The 23,217-nt window shown below is 60.9% G+C and carries 20 protein-coding genes; 6 read left to right on the top strand and 14 right to left on the bottom strand.

All coding sequences use genetic code 11. The features are described 5' to 3' along the window. Positions 1-97 precede the first annotated feature (97 nt). The 12 genes from JAO73_RS09410 to JAO73_RS09355 all read right to left on the bottom strand — a co-directional run bounded on the left by JAO73_RS09410 (position 98) and on the right by JAO73_RS09355 (position 13,469). Positions 98-1,180 carry an OmpA family protein gene (locus tag JAO73_RS09410; protein WP_198976811.1) on the bottom strand — a complete coding sequence of 361 codons (1,083 nt, stop codon included), beginning with the start codon at positions 1,178-1,180 and terminating at the stop codon, positions 98-100. A gap of 45 nt (positions 1,181-1,225) precedes the next feature. Then, positions 1,226-1,831, bottom strand: a complete 606-nt coding sequence (locus tag JAO73_RS09405) for a hypothetical protein (protein ID WP_198976810.1) — start codon at positions 1,829-1,831, stop codon at positions 1,226-1,228. Between the two features lie 70 nt (positions 1,832-1,901). Then, positions 1,902-2,771 carry an aldo/keto reductase gene (locus tag JAO73_RS09400; protein WP_198976809.1) on the bottom strand — a complete coding sequence of 290 codons (870 nt, stop codon included), beginning with the start codon at positions 2,769-2,771 and terminating at the stop codon, positions 1,902-1,904. 124 nt (positions 2,772-2,895) lie between these two features. After that, positions 2,896-3,915 carry an OmpA family protein gene (locus tag JAO73_RS09395; RefSeq protein ID WP_198976808.1) on the bottom strand — a complete coding sequence of 340 codons (1,020 nt, stop codon included), beginning with the start codon at positions 3,913-3,915 and terminating at the stop codon, positions 2,896-2,898. Between the two features lie 118 nt (positions 3,916-4,033). Further along, on the bottom strand, positions 4,034-4,906 hold the full coding sequence (locus JAO73_RS23205; RefSeq protein ID WP_198976807.1) for an EamA family transporter: 873 nt from the start codon (positions 4,904-4,906) through the stop codon (positions 4,034-4,036). Between the two features lie 31 nt (positions 4,907-4,937). Next, positions 4,938-5,564 carry a chloramphenicol acetyltransferase gene (locus JAO73_RS09385; protein ID WP_198976806.1) on the bottom strand — a complete coding sequence of 209 codons (627 nt, stop codon included), beginning with the start codon at positions 5,562-5,564 and terminating at the stop codon, positions 4,938-4,940. A 90-nt stretch (positions 5,565-5,654) separates the two neighbouring features. Continuing rightward, on the bottom strand, positions 5,655-6,656 hold the full coding sequence (locus tag JAO73_RS22975; RefSeq protein WP_198976805.1) for an NADP-dependent oxidoreductase: 1,002 nt from the start codon (positions 6,654-6,656) through the stop codon (positions 5,655-5,657). A gap of 141 nt (positions 6,657-6,797) precedes the next feature. Continuing rightward, the gene (locus tag JAO73_RS09375) at positions 6,798-7,388 is read right to left on the bottom strand and encodes a histidine phosphatase family protein (protein WP_198976804.1); all 591 of its coding nucleotides are present in this window, start codon (positions 7,386-7,388) and stop codon (positions 6,798-6,800) included. Between the two features lie 291 nt (positions 7,389-7,679). Next, positions 7,680-8,522, bottom strand: a complete 843-nt coding sequence (locus JAO73_RS09370; protein ID WP_198976803.1) for a DUF1444 family protein — start codon at positions 8,520-8,522, stop codon at positions 7,680-7,682. Between the two features lie 70 nt (positions 8,523-8,592). Further along, the gene (locus tag JAO73_RS09365) at positions 8,593-12,012 is read right to left on the bottom strand and encodes a methylmalonyl-CoA mutase family protein (RefSeq protein WP_198976802.1); all 3,420 of its coding nucleotides are present in this window, start codon (positions 12,010-12,012) and stop codon (positions 8,593-8,595) included. A gap of 90 nt (positions 12,013-12,102) precedes the next feature. Next, a complete protein-coding gene (locus JAO73_RS09360) occupies positions 12,103-12,510 on the bottom strand; it encodes a GlcG/HbpS family heme-binding protein (RefSeq protein ID WP_198976801.1) in 408 nt (135 codons plus the stop codon). Between the two features lie 104 nt (positions 12,511-12,614). Then, complete coding sequence (locus JAO73_RS09355) at positions 12,615-13,469, bottom strand: hypothetical protein (RefSeq protein WP_198976800.1); 855 nt, start codon at positions 13,467-13,469, stop codon at positions 12,615-12,617. A gap of 153 nt (positions 13,470-13,622) precedes the next feature. Here JAO73_RS09355 and lepA point away from each other — a divergent pair, with 153 nt between their 5' ends. From lepA to JAO73_RS09325, 6 genes are all read left to right on the top strand, one after another. After that, a complete protein-coding gene (gene lepA / locus JAO73_RS09350; protein ID WP_198976799.1) occupies positions 13,623-15,410 on the top strand; it encodes a translation elongation factor 4 in 1,788 nt (595 codons plus the stop codon). A gap of 151 nt (positions 15,411-15,561) precedes the next feature. Continuing rightward, positions 15,562-16,464 carry a bifunctional 5,10-methylenetetrahydrofolate dehydrogenase/5,10-methenyltetrahydrofolate cyclohydrolase gene (locus JAO73_RS09345; protein ID WP_198976798.1) on the top strand — a complete coding sequence of 301 codons (903 nt, stop codon included), beginning with the start codon at positions 15,562-15,564 and terminating at the stop codon, positions 16,462-16,464. Positions 16,465-16,675: 211 nt separating this feature from the next. After that, positions 16,676-17,257 (top strand): 7-carboxy-7-deazaguanine synthase QueE, encoded by a 582-nt coding sequence (locus JAO73_RS09340; RefSeq protein WP_198977054.1) that lies wholly within the window; start codon positions 16,676-16,678, stop codon positions 17,255-17,257. Positions 17,258-17,265: 8 nt separating this feature from the next. Next, complete coding sequence (locus JAO73_RS09335; protein ID WP_233169065.1) at positions 17,266-19,242, top strand: OmpA family protein; 1,977 nt, start codon at positions 17,266-17,268, stop codon at positions 19,240-19,242. A gap of 332 nt (positions 19,243-19,574) precedes the next feature. Next, positions 19,575-19,949, top strand: coding sequence for a hypothetical protein (locus tag JAO73_RS09330; protein ID WP_198976797.1), 375 nt, complete (start codon positions 19,575-19,577; stop codon positions 19,947-19,949). A gap of 56 nt (positions 19,950-20,005) precedes the next feature. Continuing rightward, complete coding sequence (locus JAO73_RS09325; RefSeq protein WP_198976796.1) at positions 20,006-20,200, top strand: DUF4177 domain-containing protein; 195 nt, start codon at positions 20,006-20,008, stop codon at positions 20,198-20,200. A gap of 90 nt (positions 20,201-20,290) precedes the next feature. Here the strand turns inward: JAO73_RS09325 and JAO73_RS09320 are convergent, their stop codons facing one another. Together JAO73_RS09320 and mnmE are read right to left on the bottom strand one after the other, a co-directional pair. Beyond that, the gene (locus JAO73_RS09320) at positions 20,291-21,583 is read right to left on the bottom strand and encodes a citrate synthase (protein WP_190922441.1); all 1,293 of its coding nucleotides are present in this window, start codon (positions 21,581-21,583) and stop codon (positions 20,291-20,293) included. A gap of 206 nt (positions 21,584-21,789) precedes the next feature. Further along, positions 21,790-23,211 (bottom strand): tRNA uridine-5-carboxymethylaminomethyl(34) synthesis GTPase MnmE, encoded by a 1,422-nt coding sequence (mnmE, locus tag JAO73_RS09315; RefSeq protein ID WP_198976795.1) that lies wholly within the window; start codon positions 23,209-23,211, stop codon positions 21,790-21,792. Positions 23,212-23,217 lie beyond the last annotated feature (6 nt).

The following is a 23,217-nucleotide window of genomic DNA, read 5'->3' as shown; positions in this document are numbered from 1 at the left end:
AGAAATGGCCGAAAGCATCGGTGCTTTCGGCCATTCACTTGCAAGTTTAGCACCGGCGGCGTCTTTATTGGCTAACCAGCTTCCAAAAGCAACAGCCTCATTTCATTTCTTCCACTTCCACGCGGCGGTTGCGGGCGTCGGGCGACGGGAACAGGGGGCGCGAGTCGCCGTAGCCCACCGTGCCGATGCGCTCCGGGGCGATGCCGGCTTTCACCAGGCATGCCTTCACGGCCTCGGCGCGCTGCTCCGAAAGCACCTGGTTTTTGTCGGGTTCGCCCACGCGGTCGGCGTGGCCCAGCACGCGCACCTTCACCGCGGGCCGGGCCCTGAGCTCGGCAGCCAATTGCTCCAGGGCCGGGCCCGATTCGGGCAGCAGCTCCGGCTTGCCCACCCGAAACAGCACCGTGGGCAGCACCACGGGCTTGTCGGTGAGCAGGGGCGCGGAGGCCGGCCGGGCCGTGTCGGGCGGCGCCACGGTGGGGGCGGGCGCGGGCGCCGCCACCGGCGGGGCAGGCGCCGGCGTTTTGGGCGCCTTGCCTTTTACCGTGATGGTGATGGGCACCACCGCGCTCTGGCTGGTGGGGTAGTAGCCCTGGGTGAGGTAGAAAGTGGTGGTTTTGGTGAGCTTGGTGCGGTAGGTGTTGCCCGTGTTCACGGGCTGCTTCAGGTCGGCGTCGGCGTACCACAGCACGTTGCGCCCCGAGACGCGGATGCTGCTCTCGACGCCGGCCGGCACCGTGGCCGCCGACTTCAGCTTCACGCGGTAGAGGGTGAGCGTGCCCACGTCGCAGGAGCCCACGGGCCGGTAGGTGGCGTGGCCCGTCAGCTTCTCGAGCGCCGCGTCGTAGGTGAAGGTGATGGAGCCATCGCACCAGAAGTTGAAGGGCGTGCGGCCGGTTTCGCTGAGCTTGTCGCCGTGGTCGAGCTTGAGGCCGGTGGCCGTGCGCGCGCCCCTCATCTGAAAGGTGACCGAAACGGCCGGGTTGCCGCCCACTTCCTGGTACAATACGCCAAAAACGGCGTTGCTCTTGCTGTGTTGAAGCCGTAGGAGCGCCGGCCAATAGGCACCCGGCTCGCCGGTTTCGGCTTCTACGCCCTGCCATACGCCCGTCAGGGATTGGGCTTGCACGGGGCCGGCCAGCAGCAGGGCCCCGATGCCATACTGAATGCTGCGTCTCATGGGCGCGAAAATAGGCGCCTGCTAGGAGTTTTCGAAGGCAACGGGCTACTGGCCGGCCCCAAACTGCTTGTTCACTTTCTTCAGGAGCATGCCCACGATGCCTTTATAATAGTAGAGGTAGTTCTCGTTGAATTCCTCAAACACGTACACGCTGTTATTGTCCAGGTTCAGCACGTACAGGTCCGACAGGCGCACATCGGAGCTTTTGCCACCGGAGGCATTCACGTCGATATCGTGCCGGGAAAGGTCGTAGAACCGGTTGAACCCGTCGAAAAACAGTTCGTAACGGTAGCCCCGGGTGCGGTAGTACTGGGCCGAGTCCTGCGTGGTGATGCGGTGCTTGTAGGGGTACTTCTGTGCGGCGGCCAGCAACTGCTCGTTGGCGGCAGCAAACTTGTCGTTGTGCGTCTTGCGGTAGCGAAACACCTGCGCGGGCACGTTGTCGGGCCGTTTCGGCGGCACATCGGCCGCCGTGTAGCGGATGAACAGCAGGCCCGCGGTTGGCAAATCTGCGGGCAGCTCGCCCCTGAAAATGCGGTAGTTGGCAACCGTGCGCGTGATGGTGGTATCCAGGGGTGCCGCGGTTTGCGCCCAGGCCGGGGTCAGAAGCCCGAACGCAACCAGCAGCGTGGCCGGCAGAAATTTCTTCATCAAACAATAAAACAGCCTGCCGATATGCCGACGAGGGGGCCAAAAATAAGCAGGCCACCCCAATGGCTACTTACCCCAGATAGGTCATGTCTTCGGCGCTCAATTGAATTTCGGCGGCTTTTAGATTCTCCCGCAGGTGCGCCAGCGACGACGTGCCCGGAATGGGCAGAATCCAGGGGGAGCGGTGCAACAGCCAGGCAATGTTCAGCTGTGCTTCCGACACGCGGTACTTCTGCGCCAGTTCGGCCAGCTTGTTGCCGGCCTTGGGCAAGCCGTGGATGAGCGAGAAAAACGGAATGAGCGGAATGCCGTGCTGCTCGCAGAGGTCCAGCACTTCCTCGCCGCCGGGGTTGGCGCCGTGGGGCAGCTGCACGGTGGTGCGCTGGGCGTAGCTGTACATGTTTTCGACGGTGGCAATGGGACCCAGCTGCAGGCCGGCTTCCAGCTCTTCGCGGGTCACGTTGCTCAGGCCCACGTGCAGGATTTTGCCCTCGCGCTGCAACTCAAACATGGCGCCCAGCTGCTCGGCCAGGGGCACCGGGCCGTGGCCCATCAGCCGCAGGTGCACCAGCTGAATCTGCTCCTGCCGAAGGGTGCGCAGGTTGTTGTCGATGCTGGTGCGCAGGTTATCGGGGGTGTTGAAGGGCACCCAGCTTTTGTCGGGCCGGCGGGTGGCGCCCACCTTGGTGCAGATAACCAGCCCGGCCGGGTAGGGGTGCAGGGCTTCCTGAATAAGGCGGTTGGTCACGTCCTCGCCGTAGTAGTCGGCGGTGTCGAGGAAATTCACGCCGCTGGCCACGGCAGTTTTCAGGATTTCCAGCGCCTCGGGGCGGTTGGCGGGCTCGCCCCAGATGTCGGGGCCGGTGAGGCGCATGGTGCCGTAGCCGAGGCGGTTGACGGTGAGCGGGTGGGCGGAGTGGGCGGCAATGGTGATGGTCATGCGGAAAGGGGAGTTGATGAAATAGCGGTAATTGTAAAAGCAACTTGCTGCCTCGTGGGTTATGTGGCGCCCCAGCAGTCCATGGCCCCGAATGCCTTACGGGCAACGCGGTGGGCACGTGTCACTACTTCAGCACCTCCACTTCAACCCGTCGGTTGCGCAAGTCGGGGCTGGGGTAGCGCAGGCGGCTATGGCCGTAGCCAATGGTTTCCAGCCGAGCTGCCGCCACGCCGACGCCCAGTAAATAACGCTGGACGGCCTCTGCCCGCTGCTCCGACAGCAGCAGATTTTTCGTGGCGTCGCCAATTTGGTCGGTGTGGCCGGCAATGCGCAGCCGGAGCTTGGGATGAGCCCGCAGTTCCTGCAGCAGCTGCAAGAGCGTGGGCTCCGACACCGGTAGCAGCTCGGCGGTGCCGGTGCGAAACAATACGTCGGGCAGGGCCACCGGGGCGGCAATTTGCAGCAGGGGCGCCGCTGCCCGTTGTGGCTTCCGCGCGGCCAATGCCGGGCCCACCCGCACCGTCACGGGCACCGGGCCGCTTTTGTGCGACGGGTAAAAGCCCTGCGTGATGTAAAACGTGGTGGTTGTCGTTAGACGCGTGCGGAAGCTATTGCCCTTGGCTACTTGGTGCTGCAGGGCGCGGTCCGAAAACCAGACCACCTCCCGACCCGAAATCCGCAGCGTACTCCAACTCCCGGCCGGAACTTGGGCCGCCGACTTCAACTTCACCCGAAACAGGTCAAAACTGCTCGTGCTGCAGTCGTTGACGGGGCGAAAAGTGGAACGGGCACTCAGCCGCTCTTCCGCGGCGTTGTAGGTGCAGTCGAGGTAGCCTTGGCACCACGACGCATACCCTTGGCCGGTTTGGTACAGGATTTTGCTTTGGTCGAGCCGAATGCGGGCGCCGCTGTGTTGGCCATTTATCAGGAAGCGGACAATATTGGTGGGGTTCATGCCGCCTTCCTGCTCCAGGGTGCCGGCAATTATGCCCCCTTTGCCTTCGGTAATGGTCAGTACCGCCGGCCAATAGTCGGCTCGGGGCAGGTGCACTTCCACTCCTTGCCAAGTGCCCGATAAGTCTTGCCCTTGGCTGGCCCGTGCCATGGCCAGCGCTAACGTGAGGAAGAGAACCCGGCTTTGCATGCACAAATATGCGGCGCCAAGTATGCGGCGCCAAGGACGGAGGTGGCCCTGCGTGAGGAGAAACCAGGCTGATGGCAGCTTCGCAAAACCGCTTTAAGTATTGTGCTGCCAGTGCCAATTATTCTCCCCCAATAGCAGCGGGCGGTTGGGTAGCGGTGAGGGTAGCCCCCACGCTGGCGGCCACAATGAATACCACCGCCAGCCATTGCCCCAAGGTGAGCCGTTCGCCCAGCAGCAACCAGCCCGAAATAGCCGCTGCCACCGGCTCCAGGCTCATCAGGATGCTGAACGTGCGCGTCGGCAGCGTTCGGAGGGCCTGCATTTCCAGCGTGAATGGGAGCACGCTGGAAAACACCGCCAGCAAGGCCCCCAGCAGCAGCAAGTGCGGCGTAAACGCCAGCAAACTGCCGCTGGCCACTCCAAACGGCAGCACCGGCACCACGGCAAACAGCATGCCCACGGCCACGGCCTGCGCCCCCGGCAGCACGGCGGCGGTGCGCTGGCCCAGCACGATGTAGACGGTCCAGCACCCGCCCGCGGCCAGGGCAAAACCCATCCCCAGGAGGTCGACCCCGGAGCCGCTCCACGGGGCTATCAGGGCAATGCCGGCCGCGGCCAGCACCGCCCACGCCACATCTACCCAGCGGCGCGCCCCCGCCAGGGCCAGGCCCAGCGGCCCCACAAATTCCAGCGTGACGGCCAGCCCCAGCGGTACCCGCGCCAGCGCGCAGTAAAACAGGAAGTTCATGGCGCCCAATGCCAGCCCGTATGGCACCACGGCCCGCCACTGTGCGCCGCTCAGCCGTCCCAGTCGGGGGCGCACCACCGCCAGTAGCACCAGCGCCGACAGCCCAATGCGCGCACTGGCCGTGCCCGCCGCGCCGAGCACCGGAAACAGCCCTTTGGCAATGGCCGCCCCGCCCTGCACGCTGACGATGGAAAGCAGCACGGCCGGCACGGCAGGCAGGGCAAAGCGCGAAGAAGTAGGCATAAACCGAATATGAAAGCCGCAGTGGCAAAAACTACCCCAGCCGCTCCTGAAACGCCTGGAGGAAAAGTCCTACGTGGTAGCCATCGGCCAGGCCGTGGTGCACGTTGACGGACACGGGCATGAGCGTGGCGCCGCCCTCGGTATAGGTTTGGCCCACCGAAATCTTGGGGCAGCTGTCGGGGTGGCCGAAACTGCGGGCGTGCGTCAGGCCGGTGAAGCGCACCCACGGAATGGCCGAAAAATGGATGACGTCGGGCCGGCCGGTTTGCTCGTTCAGGCGCAGGCCCGGGCCGGCTTGCACGGCCGCAATTTCGGCGTTGGCCGCGGGCAGGAAGTCGGCCAGCTCGGGGTGGTGCTCCATAAAGGAAAACCCAAAGGTGTTATCGGTCCGCCCGATGGTGGCCGAGGCGTGAATGCGGTCGTAGCAGACCACCTGGCCGTCCTCGATGCGGTAGCGGAAGGCCTCCACCTGGTTCACGGCGTGCAGGGCCGCGTGCAGGTAATACAGGAAAAACGGCACGCCCAGTCGCTTGGCCTCGGCCAGGGCGCGGGTACAGTCGACGGTGGCCACCAGGCCGAAAAAGGGCTCTTCGAACGCGGAAAAAAAGGCAAAATGCTCGCGCCGGTTCCAGGTAGAGAGGTCAAGGAAGTGCTTCATGGGCCGGCAAAGGTCGGGGATTCTGGCCGGGGGAGCCACCCTGCGCCCCACAGAAAGCCGTTGCGCCCCGAGCGAAGCCCGGCAACGGCCTTACGCCACGCGGATTACCACCTTGCCTTTGGCCCGCCCGGTTTCGAGGTATGCTATGGCCTCTTTGGTGGCTTCGAAGGGAAACACCCGGTCTATCACCGGGCGCACGGTGCCGGCGTCTACGAGGGCGCTCAGCTCGCGCAGCTCCGGGCCGCTGGGGTGCATCAGCAGGAAAGAGTAGCTCGCGTGGTGCTGTTTCGCGAGTCGGCGCACGCGGAAGCTCAGCAGCCACAAGGCCTGTTGCATAAACCAGTTCATGCCCTGGTCTTTGGCAAATTGCGGGTCAGGCGGCCCGGTCACCGACACCACTTTGCCGCCGGGTTTCAGCACCTGAAACGACTTGTTGAGCGCGGCTCCGCCCAGCGTATCCAGCACGAGGTCAAACCCGTTTAGCACGGTTTCGAAGGCCTGTTTCTTGTAGTCAATCACCTGGTCGGCGCCCAGGCCTTGCACCCATTCCACGTTGGGCGTGCTGGTGGTGGTCGCCACGTGGGCCCCCCAGTGCTTCGCCAGCTGAATGGCCATCGTACCGACGCCCCCCGAGCCCGCGTGGATGAGCACCCGCTGCCCGGGCTGTAGCTGGCCCACTTCGCGCAGCGCCTGCCAGGCCGTGAGTGCCACCAGCGGCAAGGCCGCGGCTTCTTCCATGGTGCTGCGGGCGGGCTTGGGGGCCACGGCGCCTGCGTCGACGGCCACGTATTCGGCAAAGGCCCCCATGCGGTCGACGTCGACGCGGGCATACACTTCGTCGCCGGGCCTAAACTGCGTCACGCTGCTGCCAACCTTGGCCACCACGCCGGCCGCGTCGTTGCCCAAAATGTGAGGGAACCGCAGGGGCAAGGCCAGCCTGAGCTGCCCGTCCCTGATTTTAAAATCGACCGGGTTGACGCTCGTCGCTTTGATTTGAATCAGCACATCGTTCGGCTTCACCAGCGGCTCTGGCAGGTCCACCGCCTGAATCTCCTTGTTGCTCCCGTAGCGAGTTAGTACGTAGGCTTTCATTCGACTTGCGCTAAAGTGGGGGGCCTGCCACGCCGACGCCGGCGGTGGTTTCCACAAGGTAGGGCATAAGCGCTTGCCAGGTAATGCTTTGTGCAAACAAGCGCCAAACCCGGCCCGGGCGGCGAAGGCGGGGCCTGTTCGTCAATCCACCTCGGGCTGAATGCCCTGGCGGCTTCTTTTTAGCACCGGCAATTTGGCTTTGCCCTTGGCCCGGCCTTTCCGGAAGGTGATGGTCCAGATGCTGTCGTAGTCGTCGTCGGGCCATTCCAGGGGGCCGGCAATGCCCAGGGCTTCGGCAATTCTCACAATGTTGTGGTGCTCCCACACCAGCAGCACGGTGCCGCGGTGCCGCCGCAGCTCCTTCACCAGGCCCTTCACTTCGTCGGGCGCGTAGTCGCTGTTGATGGTCAGGTTGTGCTGCACGGCGTAGGGCAGCACGGTTTGCATCATGCGCACGCGGGTGGTTTCCTCCTTGTCGGTGCCGATGCAGGGCACATAGGTGAAATTCGGGGGCTGGGGCATGAGGTTGTTGAGCACCTCGGGCAGCGCCAGGGCCCGGGCCAGTCCTTCGGCCGAAAGGTTATCGCCTTCGGTGGGCTTTTCGCCGTGCCGAATGATGACAATCCGAAGCAAGGGGCCTTTGGGACGCGGTGGCGCTTTGGGGTGCACCGGATTGAGATGATACAGCAGAAACAGCTTGGCCCTGTCTAGTTCGGTGAAATGATTTATCATAAGGCAAAGGCAGGAATAAGCGGCCGGCTTCAGGGAAGGAATGTCCAACCCGGCCACAACACAGCTGCGGCATACTAACCCGGCCAGCGTAGGGTTGCAAACGGTCGGTGAGTATGCCCCGCCCGCCGCGCCAGATACGGTACGATAGGAGCTAGTAGCGATACGATAGACGCCCGCGCGTCTCCGCTACCTAATGTGCCTCCACGCCGCCCCCGCCCGGCCCCCAGCGCCCGCCCCCGTGCCCCCGGCGCCTCTTAGAGCCGCTGAGGAAGCTGGGTGTGTCTTGGGTTACTATTCAAATTTCAAAAACTTCTTGCCATTCCATCTGAATAAAGAAGGAGAAACTTGGTATGAACCTGAGTCATAAGATTGCTGAGCTTCGGCTTTCAGCCATTTGAGATTAGCCTTGTCTTTACTCCCAGTAACGAGCAACATATCTCGATTAGGAATTGCAACAACTATGTCTCCTTTTACCTCAAAATTATTCTGTAACCAAATGAAGTTTAGTAAAATTAAACTTGCTTCATAGTCGCCACCGGCTGTTACCATATACCTCCCATTATCCCCTGTTTTCTCAATATTAGGCAGTTTTCTTTCTAAGTTAGTCAGTGCTATTTCCTGTACTGAATCCTGACTGATGTTTAGCTTTTGAAAATTCTCTTGAGTAAAGTAGTGGATGCCGTGTTCCTTATCTTCTGCAAAAACGATTAATAGTTTATCGTTGTATTGCTGATAAACAACAGTAGGTTTTATGGAGTCACTAGCTTCTCCTAATTGGCCAATATCGTTAAGAAAGCTGGTGGGTTTAATCACGGGAATGATGTTATTAACATCTACTGCTTCGCTTTCTTGATATAGCTCATGAGCTGTCTGTGAGAACTTCTTTAGTATTTGTTCAATTGAATCAGGTTCTAAAGTGTATTCTCGATATGCATTATCAGGAAAATGTCTATAGTCTTTGCCTTTATACTTGGCTGTAATTCCTAAATCAGGAGAAAGACTGTAGACGACTCCTGGATTGTCCTTTTTAAGCATCAATAAATATTCTTCCGCAAACTCCTTTTCTGTCAGCATTTCTTTTTTATGAGAGCAAGCACTAAGAACTAATGAAGCGGCAAGTATCCAGTATTTCATTGGGACAAGCATAAAGTAAAAACGGGCTGCTAATTATAGCAGCCCGTCTTTTAATCGGGAAAGTTAACCCCTACATATTCCGCCGGTACTGGCCGCCGACCTCAAACAGCGCGTTCGTAATCTGGCCGAGCGAGCAGAATTTCACCGTTTCCATCAGCTCCTCGAACAGGTTTTCGTTGCGCACGGCCACTTGTTGCAGGCGCTTGAGGCGGGTTTCGGTCTGGTCGGCGTTGCGGGCGTGCAGGATGTTGAGCATCTCGATTTGGTACTGCTTTTCCTCCTCTGTGGCCCGGATAACTTCGGCCGGCACCACCGTGGGCGAGCCCTTCGACGAGAGGAAGGTATTCACGCCGATGATGGGGTACTCGCCGGTGTGCTTCAGCATCTCGTAGTGCATGCTTTCCTCCTGGATTTTGCCGCGCTGGTACATGGTTTCCATGGCCCCGAGCACGCCGCCGCGCTCCGTGATGCGGTCGAATTCGAGCAGCACCGCCTCTTCCACCAGGTCGGTCAGCTCCTCGATGATGAAGGAGCCTTGCAGCGGGTTTTCGTTTTTGGCCAGCCCCAGCTCGCGGTTGATGATGAGCTGAATGGCCATGGCCCGGCGCACCGATTCTTCGGTGGGCGTGGTGATGGCCTCGTCGTAGGCGTTGGTGTGCAAGCTGTTGCAGTTGTCGTAGATGGCGTACAGGGCCTGCAACGTGGTGCGGATGTCGTTGAAGTCGATTTCCTGGGCGTGCAGGCTGCGGCCCGAGGTCTGGATGTGGTACTTCAGCATCTGGCTGCGGGCGTCGGCGCCGTACTTCAGCTTCATGGCCTTGGCCCAGATGCGGCGCGCCACCCGCCCAATCACGGCGTACTCCGGGTCGATGCCGTTGGAGAAGAAGAAGCTCAGGTTCGGCGCGAAGTCGTTCACGCTCATGCCCCGGCTCACGTAGTATTCCACAAACGTGAAGCCGTTGCTCAGCGTCAGGGCCAGCTGCGTAATCGGGTTGGCGCCCGCCTCGGCAATGTGGTAGCCCGAAATCGACACCGAGTAGAAATTCCGCACCGCGTGCCGGATGAAGTATTCCTGCACGTCGCCCATCAGGCGCAGCGCAAACTCGGTGCTGAAAATGCAGGTGTTCTGGGCCTGGTCTTCCTTCAGAATGTCGGCCTGCACGGTGCCGCGCACCTGCGTCAGCGTTTTGGCCTTGATGGTGGCGTACACATCGGCGGGCAGCACGTCTTCGCCCGTCACGCCGAGCAGCAGCAGGCCCAGGCCGTCGTTGCCGGCCGGCAGCTCGCCCTGGTAGCGGGGGCGGGCCACGTTTTTGGCCTTGTAAATCTGGTCGATTTTGGCTTCCACCTCCGCCTCCAGCCCCTGCTCCTTGATGTAGAGCTCGCACTGCTGGTCGATGGCCGCGTTCATGAAAAACGCCGCCAGCGTGGCCGCCGGCCCGTTGATGGTCATCGACACCGACGTGCTGGGGTTGGCCAGGTTGAAGCCCGAATACAGCTTCTTGGCGTCGTCGAGGCAGCAGATGCTCACGCCCGCGCTGCCGATTTTGCCATAGATGTCGGGCCGCAAATCCGGGTCCTCGCCATACAGCGTCACCGAGTCGAAAGCCGTGCTCAGGCGCTTGGCCGGCAGGCCCATGCTCACATAGTGGAAGCGGCGGTTGGTGCGCTCCGGCCCGCCCTCGCCGGCAAACATGCGCGTGGGGTCTTCGCCTTCGCGCTTGAAGGGGAACACACCGGCCGTGTAGGGGAATTCGCCGGGGAAGTTCTCCTGCATGGCCCAGCGCAGGCGGTCGCCCCAGCCGGTGTAGCGCGGCGTGGCCACCTTCGGAATCATGTTGCCCGACAGCGACTTGGTGTGCGTCTGCACCCGGATTTCCTTGCCCCGCACCGAGTACACGTACTCCGGATTCCGGTAGTTCTGCAAGGTATTTTCCCAGTTTTCCAGAATGGCCTGGCTGTCGGCATCGAGCCGGCGCAGCTGCGTCTGCTTGTTCTTGCCGAATTCCTCCACCATGCTGTCGGAGCTTTTCTTCTCGTCGCGGTAGTGCTCCTCCAGCTTCGCAAACGCCCCGGCTACTTCCGCAATCTGGGCCTGCTCGCGCACGCGCTGGTCGTAGGCGCGGTTCGTCTCCGCAATCTCGGAGAGGTAGCGGGTGCGGTGCGGCGGGATGATGTAAATCTTCTCCGAATCCTCCACCGTCGTTTCCAGCTTCGAGGCGAAGGTGGCGCCGGTCTTGGTTTCCAGCATCTTGAGCACCGCCCGGTACAACCGGTTCATGCCCGGGTCGTTGAACTGCGAGGCGATGGTGCCGAACACCGGCATCTGGTCCGTGGGCGTGTCCCAGAGGCCGTGGTTGCGCTGATACTGCTTGCGCACGTCGCGCAGCGCATCCAGCGCCCCGCGCTTGTCGAACTTGTTCAGCGCAATCACATCGGCGAAATCAAGCATGTCGATTTTCTCCAGCTGCGTAGCCGCGCCGTACTCGGGCGTCATCACATACAGGCTGGCGTCGGAGTGCTCGATGATTTCGGTGTCGGACTGCCCGATGCCCGAAGTCTCCAGAATAATCAAGTCATAATTAGCGGCGCGCACCACGTCCACGGCGTCCTGCACGTAGCGGCTCAGGGCCAGATTGCTCTGGCGCGTGGCCAGGCTGCGCATGTACACCCGCGGCGAGTTGATGGCGTTCATCCGAATCCGGTCACCGAGCAGCGCCCCGCCGGTCTTGCGCTTGCTGGGGTCTACGGAGATGATGGCGATGGTCTTGTCCGGAAAGTCCATCAGAAACCGCCGCACCAGCTCATCCACCAGCGAGGACTTGCCCGCGCCGCCCGTGCCCGTGATGCCAAGAATGGGAGCGGAGTGCCCTACTTTCAGGGATTGGTTCTGGCTGTTTTCGCTCAGCTGAAACTCCTGCACCAGCTGGCCTTTCACCCGCTCAAACTCCTCAGGAAAGTTCTCCGCCGCCGAAATCAAACGCCCAATGCTGCGGGCATCTTTCTCCTGCACGTGGCCCGCCTCACCGTTCAGGTTCTGCCCGGTCGGAAAGTCCGCACTTTGCAGCAAGTCATTAATCATGCCCTGCAAGCCCATCGCGCGGCCATCGTCCGGCGAGTAGATGCGCGTGATGCCATAGCCCATCAGCTCTTCAATTTCGGTGGGCAGAATCACGCCGCCGCCGCCGCCGAAGATTTTGATGTGGCCCGCGCCGCGCTCCTTCAGCAGGTCGTGCATGTACTTGAAGTACTCGTTGTGTCCGCCTTGGTAGCTGGTGATGGCAATGGCCTGGGCGTCTTCCTGAATGGCGCAGTCCACGATTTCCTGCACCGAGCGGTTGTGTCCGAGGTGAATCACTTCCGCGCCGCTGCTCTGAATAATGCGGCGCATGATGTTAATGGCCGCGTCGTGGCCGTCAAACAAAGCGGCGGCGGTGACGATGCGAACGTGGTTCTTCGGTTTGTAGGGCGCGGTGGGAGCGGGGTGCATAGTTGGGAGTCTAATTGGTGCGCGAAGGTACGAAAAACGCCCCGGCGGGGTGGCCGGGGCGTTTCAATTCAGCAAAAGAAGCAAGGTTCGTTACTGCCCCTGAATGGCATTCACGCCGGCCTGGGCGACGGCGTGGTCGTCTTCCACGGTGCTGCCCGACACGCCGATGGCGCCAATGACGCGGTTGCCCGAATCCATGATGGGAATGCCGCCGGGGAAGCTGATGAGGCCGCCGTTGGAGTGCTCAATGTTGTAGAGCGGGCCGCCGGGCTGGGCCAGTTTGCCGATTTCGCCAGTGGGCATGTCGAAGAAGCGCGCCGTCTTGGCCTTCTTGATGGAAATATCCAGCGAGCCCAGCCAGGCGTCGTCCATCCGGGCGAAGGCGGTGAGGTTAGCACCGGCATCCACCACGGCAATGTTCATTTTGACGCCCATGTCAAGGGCTTTCTGGTGCGCGGCCTTGAGGGCAGCCTGAGCTTGTTCGAGAGTGATACCCATGGGAAGGAAAGGAGTTATGGTGGTTTGGCGCTTGGCAACATTGCCAGCCCCGGGTTCCCAACCACTGCTGCCGTGGAATGTTCCAGCCAGCTTTACACTCACGGTTACATAATGGGCACCGGCGGACTCAGGGCTACCCGCCAGGCCACGGCCCCCAACACCGCCAGCAACACAATGCCCCAGGCTATGTGCGAGGGCTGGGCGCGCTTCACAGTGGAATCGAATGGGTCGTTGACGCAGCCCAGAATGAGCGGAAATATCAGCAGGCCCATCATCAGCAGGTGCAGGGCTTCGTGCATGGAAAAATACGGCAGTTTGGAGAGGCCAATGAACACACCGCCGCCCACCCAGGGCCACATCAGCGTGTAAATGACCATGCGCTTGCGATTGGTAAACTTCATCACCGTGTGCGAGTCGTGGGCTTGCAGAAACGCCACCGAGCCCAGGTGGCCCATACCCAGCTGAATGAGGCCCGCCACCAGCGCTACCACCACGTCGGCGGCATTGCCCATGCGCAGCAGCCAGTCCGTGACGTACCAGGAGCCCTCTTGGCGCAGCGAGTCGGCGAGCAAAGCGCCAAAAATGGCGTTGCAGGCATGAAACGCCACCCACAGCAGCAGCAGCTTAAACAGGCCGGGGTGGGCGCGCTCGCGCTTCCAGTACCACCAAAACGCCGCCACTCCAATGAAAAAGCACACCAGGGGCCCAATGCCGTACACGCCTAGCACGGCCAGCTGCCACCACTCGCGGTCGGCAAGCGTGTACACGATGCGGCTGGGGTCCCAAAATCCGCGGATGCTGAGCAGGCGCGACATGGCCACTTTGCTCCCTTGGTGCGCGGCCCACACTCCGTAGTACGCCAACACATAAATGGCAGTGCTGTTGAGCGCGGCAATGAGGAACTTCTGCCGCGAGTTTTCGGCGGAAACGGGGGAAAGCGTAGCGGTTTGCGGTTGCATAGGCGACTGGCAATAAGTGTTTATTAGCAGGTAATCGACAAAACTACGGCGCTTGGGGCACTTATACTACCCGGCCGGCCGCAGCCTTTGGGGCCGCCAACTGGCTTTTGCGCCCCATGTTTCGTACCTTCGTGCTCTGAAAAACCGCCCTCTGTGAAGAATATCCGCAATTTTTGCATCATTGCCCACATCGACCACGGCAAAAGCACCCTGGCCGACCGCCTGCTGGAGTTTACCAGCACGGTAGCCAAGCGCGACATGCAGGCCCAGCTGCTCGACAACATGGACCTGGAGCGTGAGCGCGGCATCACCATCAAGAGCCACGCCATTCAGATGCAGTACCCCTACAAAGGGGAAATCTACACGCTGAACCTGATTGACACGCCCGGCCACGTCGACTTTAGCTACGAAGTGAGCCGCAGCATCGCCGCCTGCGAAGGCGCCCTGCTCATCGTCGACGCCTCCCAGGGTATTGAGGCCCAGACCATTTCCAACCTCTACCTCGCCATCGGGGCCGATTTGGAAATCATTCCCGTGCTCAACAAAATCGACCTCCCGCACGCCATGCCGGAGGAGGTGACCGACGAAATCGTGGACCTCATCGGCTGCAAGCCCGAGGACATCATCCACGCCTCGGGCAAGGCCGGCATCGGCATCGAAGCCATCCTGAACGCCATCTGCGAGCGGGTGCCCGCCCCCAAAGGCGACCCGGAAGGCCCCCTGCAGGCCCTGATTTTTGACTCTGTTTTCAACTCCTACCGCGGCATCGAAGTACTGTTCCGCATCAAAAACGGCACCATGAAAAAGGGCGACAAGCTCCGCTTCATGGCCACCGGCAAGGAGTACGGCGCCGACGAAATCGGCATCCTGGGCCTGAACCAGGAGCCGCGCCAGGAAATCAGCGCCGGCAACGTGGGCTACCTCATCTCGGGCATCAAGGAAGCCCGCGAGGTGAAGGTGGGCGACACCATCACGCACGTGCACCGGCCCACACCCGAAGCCATCCAGGGCTTCGCCGACGTGAAGCCGATGGTATTCGCCGGTATCTACCCGGTCGATACCACCGAGTACGAAGAGCTGCGCTCCAGCATGGAAAAGCTGCAGCTCAACGACGCCTCCCTGGTGTGGGAACCCGAAACCTCGGTGGCCCTGGGCTTCGGCTTTCGTTGCGGCTTCCTGGGCATGTTGCACATGGAAATCGTGCAGGAGCGCCTGGAGCGCGAGTTCAACATGACGGTCATCACCACGGTGCCGAGCGTGCAGTTCCACGCCACCGGCACCAAAGACCAACTGCTGACCATCAACGCGCCGAGCGAAATGCCCGAGCCGAACCTGATTAAGCACATCGAGGAGCCCTACATCAAAGCCCAGATTATCACGGCTTCGGAATATGTGGGTGCCATCATCACACTGTGCATGGACAAGCGCGGCATCATCAAGGGCCAGAGCTACCTGACCTCCGAGCGGGTGGAGATGAGCTTCGAGCTGCCACTGTCGGAAATTGTGTTTGACTTTTTTGATAAGCTCAAGTCCATCAGCCGTGGCTACGCCTCGCTCGACTACGAGCTGATTGGCTTCCGCGAGTCCGACATGGTGAAGCTCGACGTGATGCTGAACGGCGAGAAGGTGGACGCCCTCTCGGCCATCGTGCACCGCTCCAAGAGCTACGAGTGGGGCAAGCGCCTCTGCGAGAAGCTGCGCGAGCTGCTGCCCCGCCAGATGTTCGACATCGCCATTCAGGCCAGCATCGGTCAGAAAATCATTGCCCGCGAAACCGTGAAAGCCCTGCGCAAAAACGTAATCGCGAAGTGCTACGGTGGCGACATCAGCCGCAAGCGCAAGCTGCTCGAAAAGCAGAAAGAAGGCAAGAAGCGGATGCGCTCGGTGGGTTCGGTCGAGATTCCGCAAGAAGCCTTCCTGGCGGTTTTGAAAATCGATTGATTTAAAAAAAGCGGCTTTCGGGCCGCTTTTTTGTTTTGTCATCCTGTGCGCAGCGAAGGACCTTATCACGGCTGCCTACTCGGGATTTCATTTAATTGAGCGGCGCGGACGTGATGAGGTCCTTCGCTGCGCTCAGGATGACCGGTAAACCATGAGCCTAACCACCACCTCCAACCTCATCGACGGCAAGCAAACCGCCGAAGACATCAAAGCCGAAATCGCCGCCGAAGTAGCCACCATGAAAGTGGCCGGTAAAAAGGTGCCCCACCTGGCGGCCATTCTCGTGGGCCACGACGGCGGCTCCGAAACCTATGTGCGCAACAAGGTGCTGGCCTGCGAGCGGGTGGGGTTTGCCTCTACGCTGCTGCGCTACGAAGACGACATTACGGAAGCCGAATTGTTGGCCAAAGTCGACGAGCTGAACCACGACCCGGAAATCGACGGCTTCATTGTGCAGCTGCCGCTGCCCAAGCACATCGACCCCGAAAAAGTCATCGAAGCCATTCGGCCCGAGAAGGACGTCGACGGCTTTCACCCCATGAACATCGGCCGCATGGTGGCCGGCCTGCCCGCGCTACTGCCCGCCACGCCGTCCGGCATTGTGGAGCTGCTGGCCCGCCAAGGTATCAAAACCAGCGGCAAGCACTGCGTGGTGATTGGACGTTCCAACATTGTGGGAACACCAGTTAGTATCTTGTTGGCTAAGAACTTGGATACGGCGAACTGCACCGTTACTTTATGTCATTCGCGGACGCAGAACCTGGCTGAAATCTGCCGCACGGCCGACATCGTGGTGGCCGCCATTGGCCGGCCGGAGTTCGTGACCGGCGACATGGTGCGGCCCGGCGCCGTGGTCATCGACGTGGGCACCACCCGCGTGGCCGACGCGACCAAGAAGAGCGGCTACGTGCTCAAAGGCGATGTGAACTTTGCCGAGGTGGCGCCTTTGGCATCGGCTATTACGCCGGTGCCCGGCGGTGTGGGTCCTATGACCATCGCCATGCTTTTGTTGAACACGCTCCGCGCGGCAAAGGGCGAAATTTACCCCCGGTAGGCGGCTGATTTTTTGGAATATTAGGTTATAGTGGGCCGAACCTGTACTTTTAAAGTCCGGCCATGGAACAGTGCGTCCCATTGCCAGCGTTACGGCTGTTCGGCATTCCGGCACCCGCATTAGTATGATACCTGTGACTTTACTTTCTTCTGAAATAATTGCACCATTTGGTGAAGATGCTGGTTTGCCCAGTGGCGCCCTGCTGCCGGTGATGGAGCAGTTTTATACCATTCAAGGCGAGGGATATAACACGGGCCGGGCCGCCTATTTTATTCGCCTGGGCGGCTGCGATGTGGGCTGCCACTGGTGCGACGTGAAAGAGTCGTGGGACGCCGACGCTCACCCGCGGCAGTCGGTGGCCCAGTTGGTGGAAGCCGTTTTGGAGCACCCGGGCCGCAACGTCGTCATCACCGGCGGCGAACCTCTGATGCACGACCTGGGCCCGCTCACGGCCGCACTGCAGGCCGCCGGCTGCCGCACCTGGATAGAAACCTCCGGCGCGCATCCGCTTTCCGGCTCTTGGGACTGGGTGTGCGTGTCGCCAAAAAAATTCAAGGCCCCGCTGCCGGAAGTGCTGGCGGCAGCGCATGAGTTGAAGGTGATAGTGTTCAACGGCACCGATTTTGCCTGGGCCGAAGAGCACGCCGCGCAGGTTCCCGGCACCGCCCGCTTATACTTACAGCCCGAATGGAGCCGTGCCGCCCGCATGACGCCCGAACTGGTAGAGTATGTGAAGCAACACCCGCAATGGCAGGTGTCGCTTCAAACCCATAAGTATCTTGACATTCCATAGCGTACCCTATGCGTCGCAAAAAAGTGTTGGGGGCATTGCGCCTCGCAGTAATGTGGGCGTTGTGCCTGGGCTCGGCTGAAGTAGCAACCGCCCAACTGCCGCCCAAGGTGCAAACGCCCACCAATACCAAGGCGCGGGCCTTACTGGAAAAAGCGCAGCAGCAAACCAAGGAGCGGGATTTTGTGAAAGCCGTGGAAACCCTCAACCAGCTTAACGAGAAGTTTCCTTCGTTTGGGGAGGCTTTTCTGCTCAAAGGCTCGTTGCTAAAAGCCATGGGCGACAACCGCGGCGCCTTCACGGCCTACCGCAACGGCTTGGCCAGGGTGACACCCGATGCCTCGCACGCCTCGGAGTACCAGCTGCTGGGTGACCTGGCCCTGAGCTACGGCGAGTACCAAACCGGCCTCGACGCCTACCGGCAGCTGATGAAGGTGGCGCCCAAAACCCAGAAAAACCTCGCCAAGTCGCAGCGCCAGCTGCTCACCTGCGAGTTTGCGCTGGAAGCCATGAAGCACCCGCAGGGCGAAGCGCCCGTGGCCCTGTCCGCTCCGCTGAACAGCTTTAAGTTCCAATACTTTCCGGCCCTCACGGCTGATAACCGCTTCCTGCTCTTCACGGGGCGCCCGGCGGCCAGCAGCGGCGAAGACCTGTATGTGAGCCGGCAAAACAAAGACGGCTCGATGGGGGCGCCGGTGCCCATTTCGCCGGCCATCAATTCCAGCTATAACGAAGGGGCGGGTTCGATTTCGGGCGACGGCAAAACCCTAGTGTTTGCTTCGTGCGACCGGCCCAAGGCCATTGGCAACTGCGACCTGTACATTTCGCGCCGCACCGGCAACAACTGGAGCGCCCCGGTCAACCTGGGCATCAACGTGAATTCGACGGAGTGGGATTCGCAGCCCTCACTCTCGGCCGACGGCCGCACCTTGTACTTCACGTCTACTCGCCGCGGTGGGCAGGGCCAGGAAGACATTTACGTGACCACCCTGCAGCCCGATGGCAACTGGAGCGTGGCCCAAAACCTGGGCACCCCCGTGAATACCGCCGGCAAAGACATGGCCCCGTTCATTCATGCCAGCGGTACCACCCTTTATTATGTGACCGACGGGCTGGTGGGCATGGGCGGGCTCGACGTGTTTCGGTGCGAAAAAAGCGCCGTCGGCGCCTGGAGCGAACCTCGCAACCTGGGCTACCCGCTCAACACTTTCGAAAACGAGGCCTCGCTGTTCATCACCTCCGACAACCAAAAGGGATTTTGCTCGCGCAGCCGTGCTACCGAAGAGCCTTCCGGTGGCTACCGACTGGCGCGGGAGCGGCCCGTGGAGCTGTTCAGCTTTGCCGTGCCCGCGCCAGTGAAAGCGCGCGAAACCAGTACCTACACGCAGGGTCGGGTGTTCGATGCCAACACCAAGAAACCGCTCAAGGCCGAGGTCAAGCTTTATGACCTGGATACCGACGTGCTGACGCAGTTTGTGACCTCCGACCCAGAATACGGTGACTACACCGTGGTGCTCAACGAAGGCCACCATTACGCCATGTACGCCGCCGCCGACAAATACCTGCTCAAAAGCCTCAGCTTCGACTATTCCGACCAGCACTCCTTCAACCCGCTCACGCTGGACATCTACCTAGAACCCGTGCGGGCCGGCCGCTCCGTGGTGCTGAACAACCTGTTTTTCGACACCAATAAGTACGAGCTCAAGCCGCAGTCGCGCACCGAGCTGAACCGGCTTATCGAGTTTCTGCGCCAGTACCGCGACGTGCAAATTGAGGTATCGGGCTACACCGACAACGTGGGCACGCCCGAATCGAACCTGCAGCTCTCGCAGCGCCGGTCCCAGTCGGTGGTCGATTACCTGTCCGGCCACGGCATCCCGCTCACCCGCTTGCGCTCCAAAGGGTACGGCGAAGGCCATCCGCTGGCTCCGAACGACACCGAAGCCCACCGGCAGCTCAATCGGCGCATAGAACTACACATTCTGTAAGCGCCGCCCGGTCTCGGCCATTGAGTTAAAGCGTTACTGAACAACCGTTATTTCACTTAAAGCAAGGCTTTAAAGAAGTGAAAATTTAATATCATTCGCACCAAAAAAAATATGGCTCGCCCGATAGCGAGCTTTTTTTTTGCCTCATTGCGAAGTTTTTAAAATTGTTATTATGTGTCCAATTATCAGGTGTTTATGATTGTTGATAAAAATGCGGTGATTAAAAAAGTGCCAAAAAAATGTTTTTCGGTGCAAGCGAAAATTCTCATTACGTTTGGTCAGGTCAATCGACGAAGGTTGGCTCTTCACCTTTTCTCCATACCCATTTACCCATGAAAAACCTCTTCCTGGCAACCTGCCTCTCGGCCGGCCTCTATGGCGGCCCGGCTGCCGCCGCCGGCCCGGGCAATGGCTCGTACTCGCAGGCCATGATGACCCGCGCCACCACGCTGACGCGCGCCCTGGCCCGCCACATACATTTCAACGAAGCGCAGTACCTCGCCGTGAAGCAGCTGCACCTGAACATGCTCACCGAGCGCCGCGACCTGGAGATTTTACTCAACGGGGCCAGCGCCGAGGAGCGCGACACGCGCCTGGCCGAAGCCCAGCAGCGCTACGAGTTTGAGCTGGCCGCCCTGCTGCAGCCCCAGCAGCTGATGGCTTACCAGTCGCTGCGCAACAACTTCACCGCGCACCGCCTCAAGTAAGCTTTTGGCTACAGCTCCGCTGCGACTGGCAGCGGGGCTGCGGCCCCGCGCGCTCCATGAAACACTTCGAATACCGACTGCTGGACACCGTGAGCGGATTCTTCAGCGGCATCGATTATCAGGAACTCACCAATCACCTGAATGCCTTGGGGCGAGAAGGGTGGGAGGTGGTTTCGGTAGTGGACACCATCTTTACTTCGCACCGAACCCGCGGACTGCTCATTACCCTTAAGCGCGAAATAATGGCTTAACGCAAGCCCTTTGTGGACATTTGAACACAAAAAGCAGAGCCCTGAAACAAATTCGTTTCAGGGCTCTGCTTTTTGTTTATCCAAAAGCCTCTAAGCGCGGGCGCTGAGTTCGACGTAGTCGCGCTCCAGCTCGCCGGTGTAAATCTGACGCGGGCGGCCGATGGGCTCTTTGTTCTCGCGCATCTCTTTCCACTGGGCAATCCAGCCGGGGAGGCGGCCCAGGGCAAACATCACGGTGAACATCTCGGTGGGGATGCCCAGGGCTTTGTAGATGATGCCCGAGTAGAAGTCCACGTTCGGGTACAGCTTGCGGTCGATGAAGTATTGGTCGGTGAGGGCGGCCTGCTCCAGCTCCTGTGCGATTTTCAGCAGGGGGCTGTCTTGCATGCCGAGGGCTTGCAGTACTTCGTCGGCGGCCTTTTTGATGATTTTGGCGCGCGGGTCGAAGTTCTTGTACACGCGGTGGCCAAAGCCCATGAGGCGGAACGAGTCGTTCTTGTCCTTGGCCTTGGCGATGAACTTGCTGGTGTCGCCGCCGTCGGCCTCGATGGCCTCCAGCATCTCAATCACCTCCTGGTTGGCGCCGCCGTGCAGGGGGCCCCACAGGGCGTTGATGCCGGCCGAAACCGAGCCGTAGAGGCTGGCGTTGGCCGAGCCCACGAGGCGCACGGTGCTGGTGGAGCAGTTCTGCTCGTGGTCGGCGTGCAGAATGAGGAGCTTGTTGAGGGCGCTTACCACCACGGGGTTGATTTCATACTTCTCGGTGGGGAAGCTGAACATCATGTAGAGGAAGTTGGCGCAATAGTCCATGTCGTTGCGCGGGTAGTTCAACGGATGGCCCATGTTGTTTTTGTAGGTCCAGGCCGCGATGGTGGGCATCTTCGCCAGCAGGCGAATGATGTTCAGTTCCATCTCCTCGGGGCTGAGGTCGGGCGACACGCTCTGCGGGTAGAAGCCGGTGAGGGCGCAGATGAGCGACGACAGGATGGCCATGGGGTGCGTGGCCGAGGGGAAGCCGTCGAAAATTTTCCGCATGTCCTCGTGCACCAGCGTGTGCTTGGTGATTTGGCCGCTGAAGTTAGCCAGCTCGGCTTCGGTGGGAAGGGCGCCGTAAATCAGCAGGTAGGCCACTTCCAGGAAGCTCGACTTTTCGGCCAGTTGCTCGATGGGGTAGCCGCGGTAGCGCAAAATGCCTTCTTCGCCGTCGAGGAAAGTGATGGCGCTTTTGGTGGCGCCGGTGTTTTTGTAGCCCGAATCGAGGGTCACGTAACCGGTTTGGTCACGTAGCTTGCCGATGTCAAACGCCTTTTCGTGTTCGGTGCCTTCAATGACGGGCAACGTAATGGACTTGCCGTCGAGAATGAGTTCAGCAGATTCTGCCATGGGCGGGAGGAATGGGGAAATAATACGGTGCGAAACTAAGGCATACGCCGTAAGCCGGGAAATTTTGGGGCCAGCCGCCGCGCCATCACTACAACGGAAACCCGCGCAGTGTTTCTAAAATGGCCTCAAAAAAAGCCCTGAGAGCCGATGGCAACGATTGCGAAGATTTCGAGCTGCCAGCGGTTAAAAGGAGATTAAGCCATCCCTCACTTGCCGATGCAGAATTGCGTGAAGATGCTCGTGAGCAAATCTTCGGACGAAATCTCGCCCGTAATCTCGCCCAGCGCGGCCAAGGCATGGCGCAAATCGGCGGCCAGCAGCTCGGTGCCGCGGCCGGTATCGAGGCCGGCCTGCACGGCCGCCAAGTGCGCTGCGGTGGCTTCGAGGGCGCGGGCGTGGCGCACGTTGGTGACGATGGTGGCCGAAGCCGTGTTTTCGAGCGCCGAGCCCCGCACCTGGCGCACCAGCGCTTCCTGCAGCCCCTCCAGGCCCTGGCCTTGCCCGGCCGCCAAGAACACCAGCGGTGTTTCAGGGCCCGCCGCGTCCGGAATCCGAAATGCAGAAGCGAAGGCCGCTTGAGCATCGGGCGCAGCAAGGTCGGTCTTGTTGCCCACGGCCATTACCGGCAGGTCGAGCCCTTGGGTAAGTTCCCTGATTTCAGCCTGCACTTCTTCGGGACCCATCTGGGTCAGGTCGAATAAATAGAGCAGCAGCGCGGCTTTGCTAACCCGCTCGCGGGTGCGGGCCACGCCAATGGCTTCCACTTCATCGGCCGTATCGTCGCGCAGGCCAGCCGTGTCCACGAAGCGGAACCGGAGGCCGTCGATGCTGACTTCGTCCTCAATAAAATCGCGCGTGGTGCCCGGAATGGCCGAGACAATGGCGCGCTCCTCGCGCAGCAAGGCGTTGAGCAGCGTGGACTTGCCGGCGTTGGGCCGGCCCGCAATCACGGCGGTGATGCCGTTTTTGATGACGTTGCCCAACTCAAAGGAGCGCAGCAGGCCGGCTACCACGGCGCGCACTTCGGCCAACAGGTGGGCCAGGCCGGTGCGGTCGGCAAATTCTACGTCTTCTTCGCCAAAGTCCAACTCGAGCTCCAGCAACGCGGCAAACTTTATGAGCCGGCCCCGCAGCTCGCGCAGCTCCTGCGAGAAGCCGCCGCGCAGTTGATTGAGCGCCACGCGGTGGCTCAGGGCCGAGTCGGCGGCGATGAGGTCGGCCACGGCTTCGGCCTGGGCCAGGTCCATGGCGCCGTTCAGAAAAGCGCGCTTGGTGAATTCGCCGGCCTCGGCCAGGCGGGCACCGCGGCGCAGGAGCAGGGCCAGCACCTGGCGCACCACATAGTCGGACCCGTGGCAGCTGATTTCAACCACGTCTTCGCGGGTGAAGGAGCGCGGCGCGCGGTACAGCGCCACCACCACTTCGTCGATAATGCTGCCGCTGTCGGGGTCGCGCAGGGTGCCGTAGTGCAGGGTGTGGCCCGCCGCTTGGGTCAGGTTTTTTTTAGAAAATACGGCGGCCGTGAGGTCCACGGCTGCGTGGCCCGACAACCGCACAACGGCCAGCGCGCCCGCGCCCGGCGGCGTGGACAACGCCACAATGGTATCGGAGAAAAGCGCTTGGGGCACGACAGG

The sequence above is a fragment of the Hymenobacter miniatus genome, from assembly GCF_016427455.1.
GTDB lineage: Bacteria > Bacteroidota > Bacteroidia > Cytophagales > Hymenobacteraceae > Hymenobacter > Hymenobacter armeniacus.
This window is presented reverse-complemented; position numbering and strand designations above follow the sequence as displayed.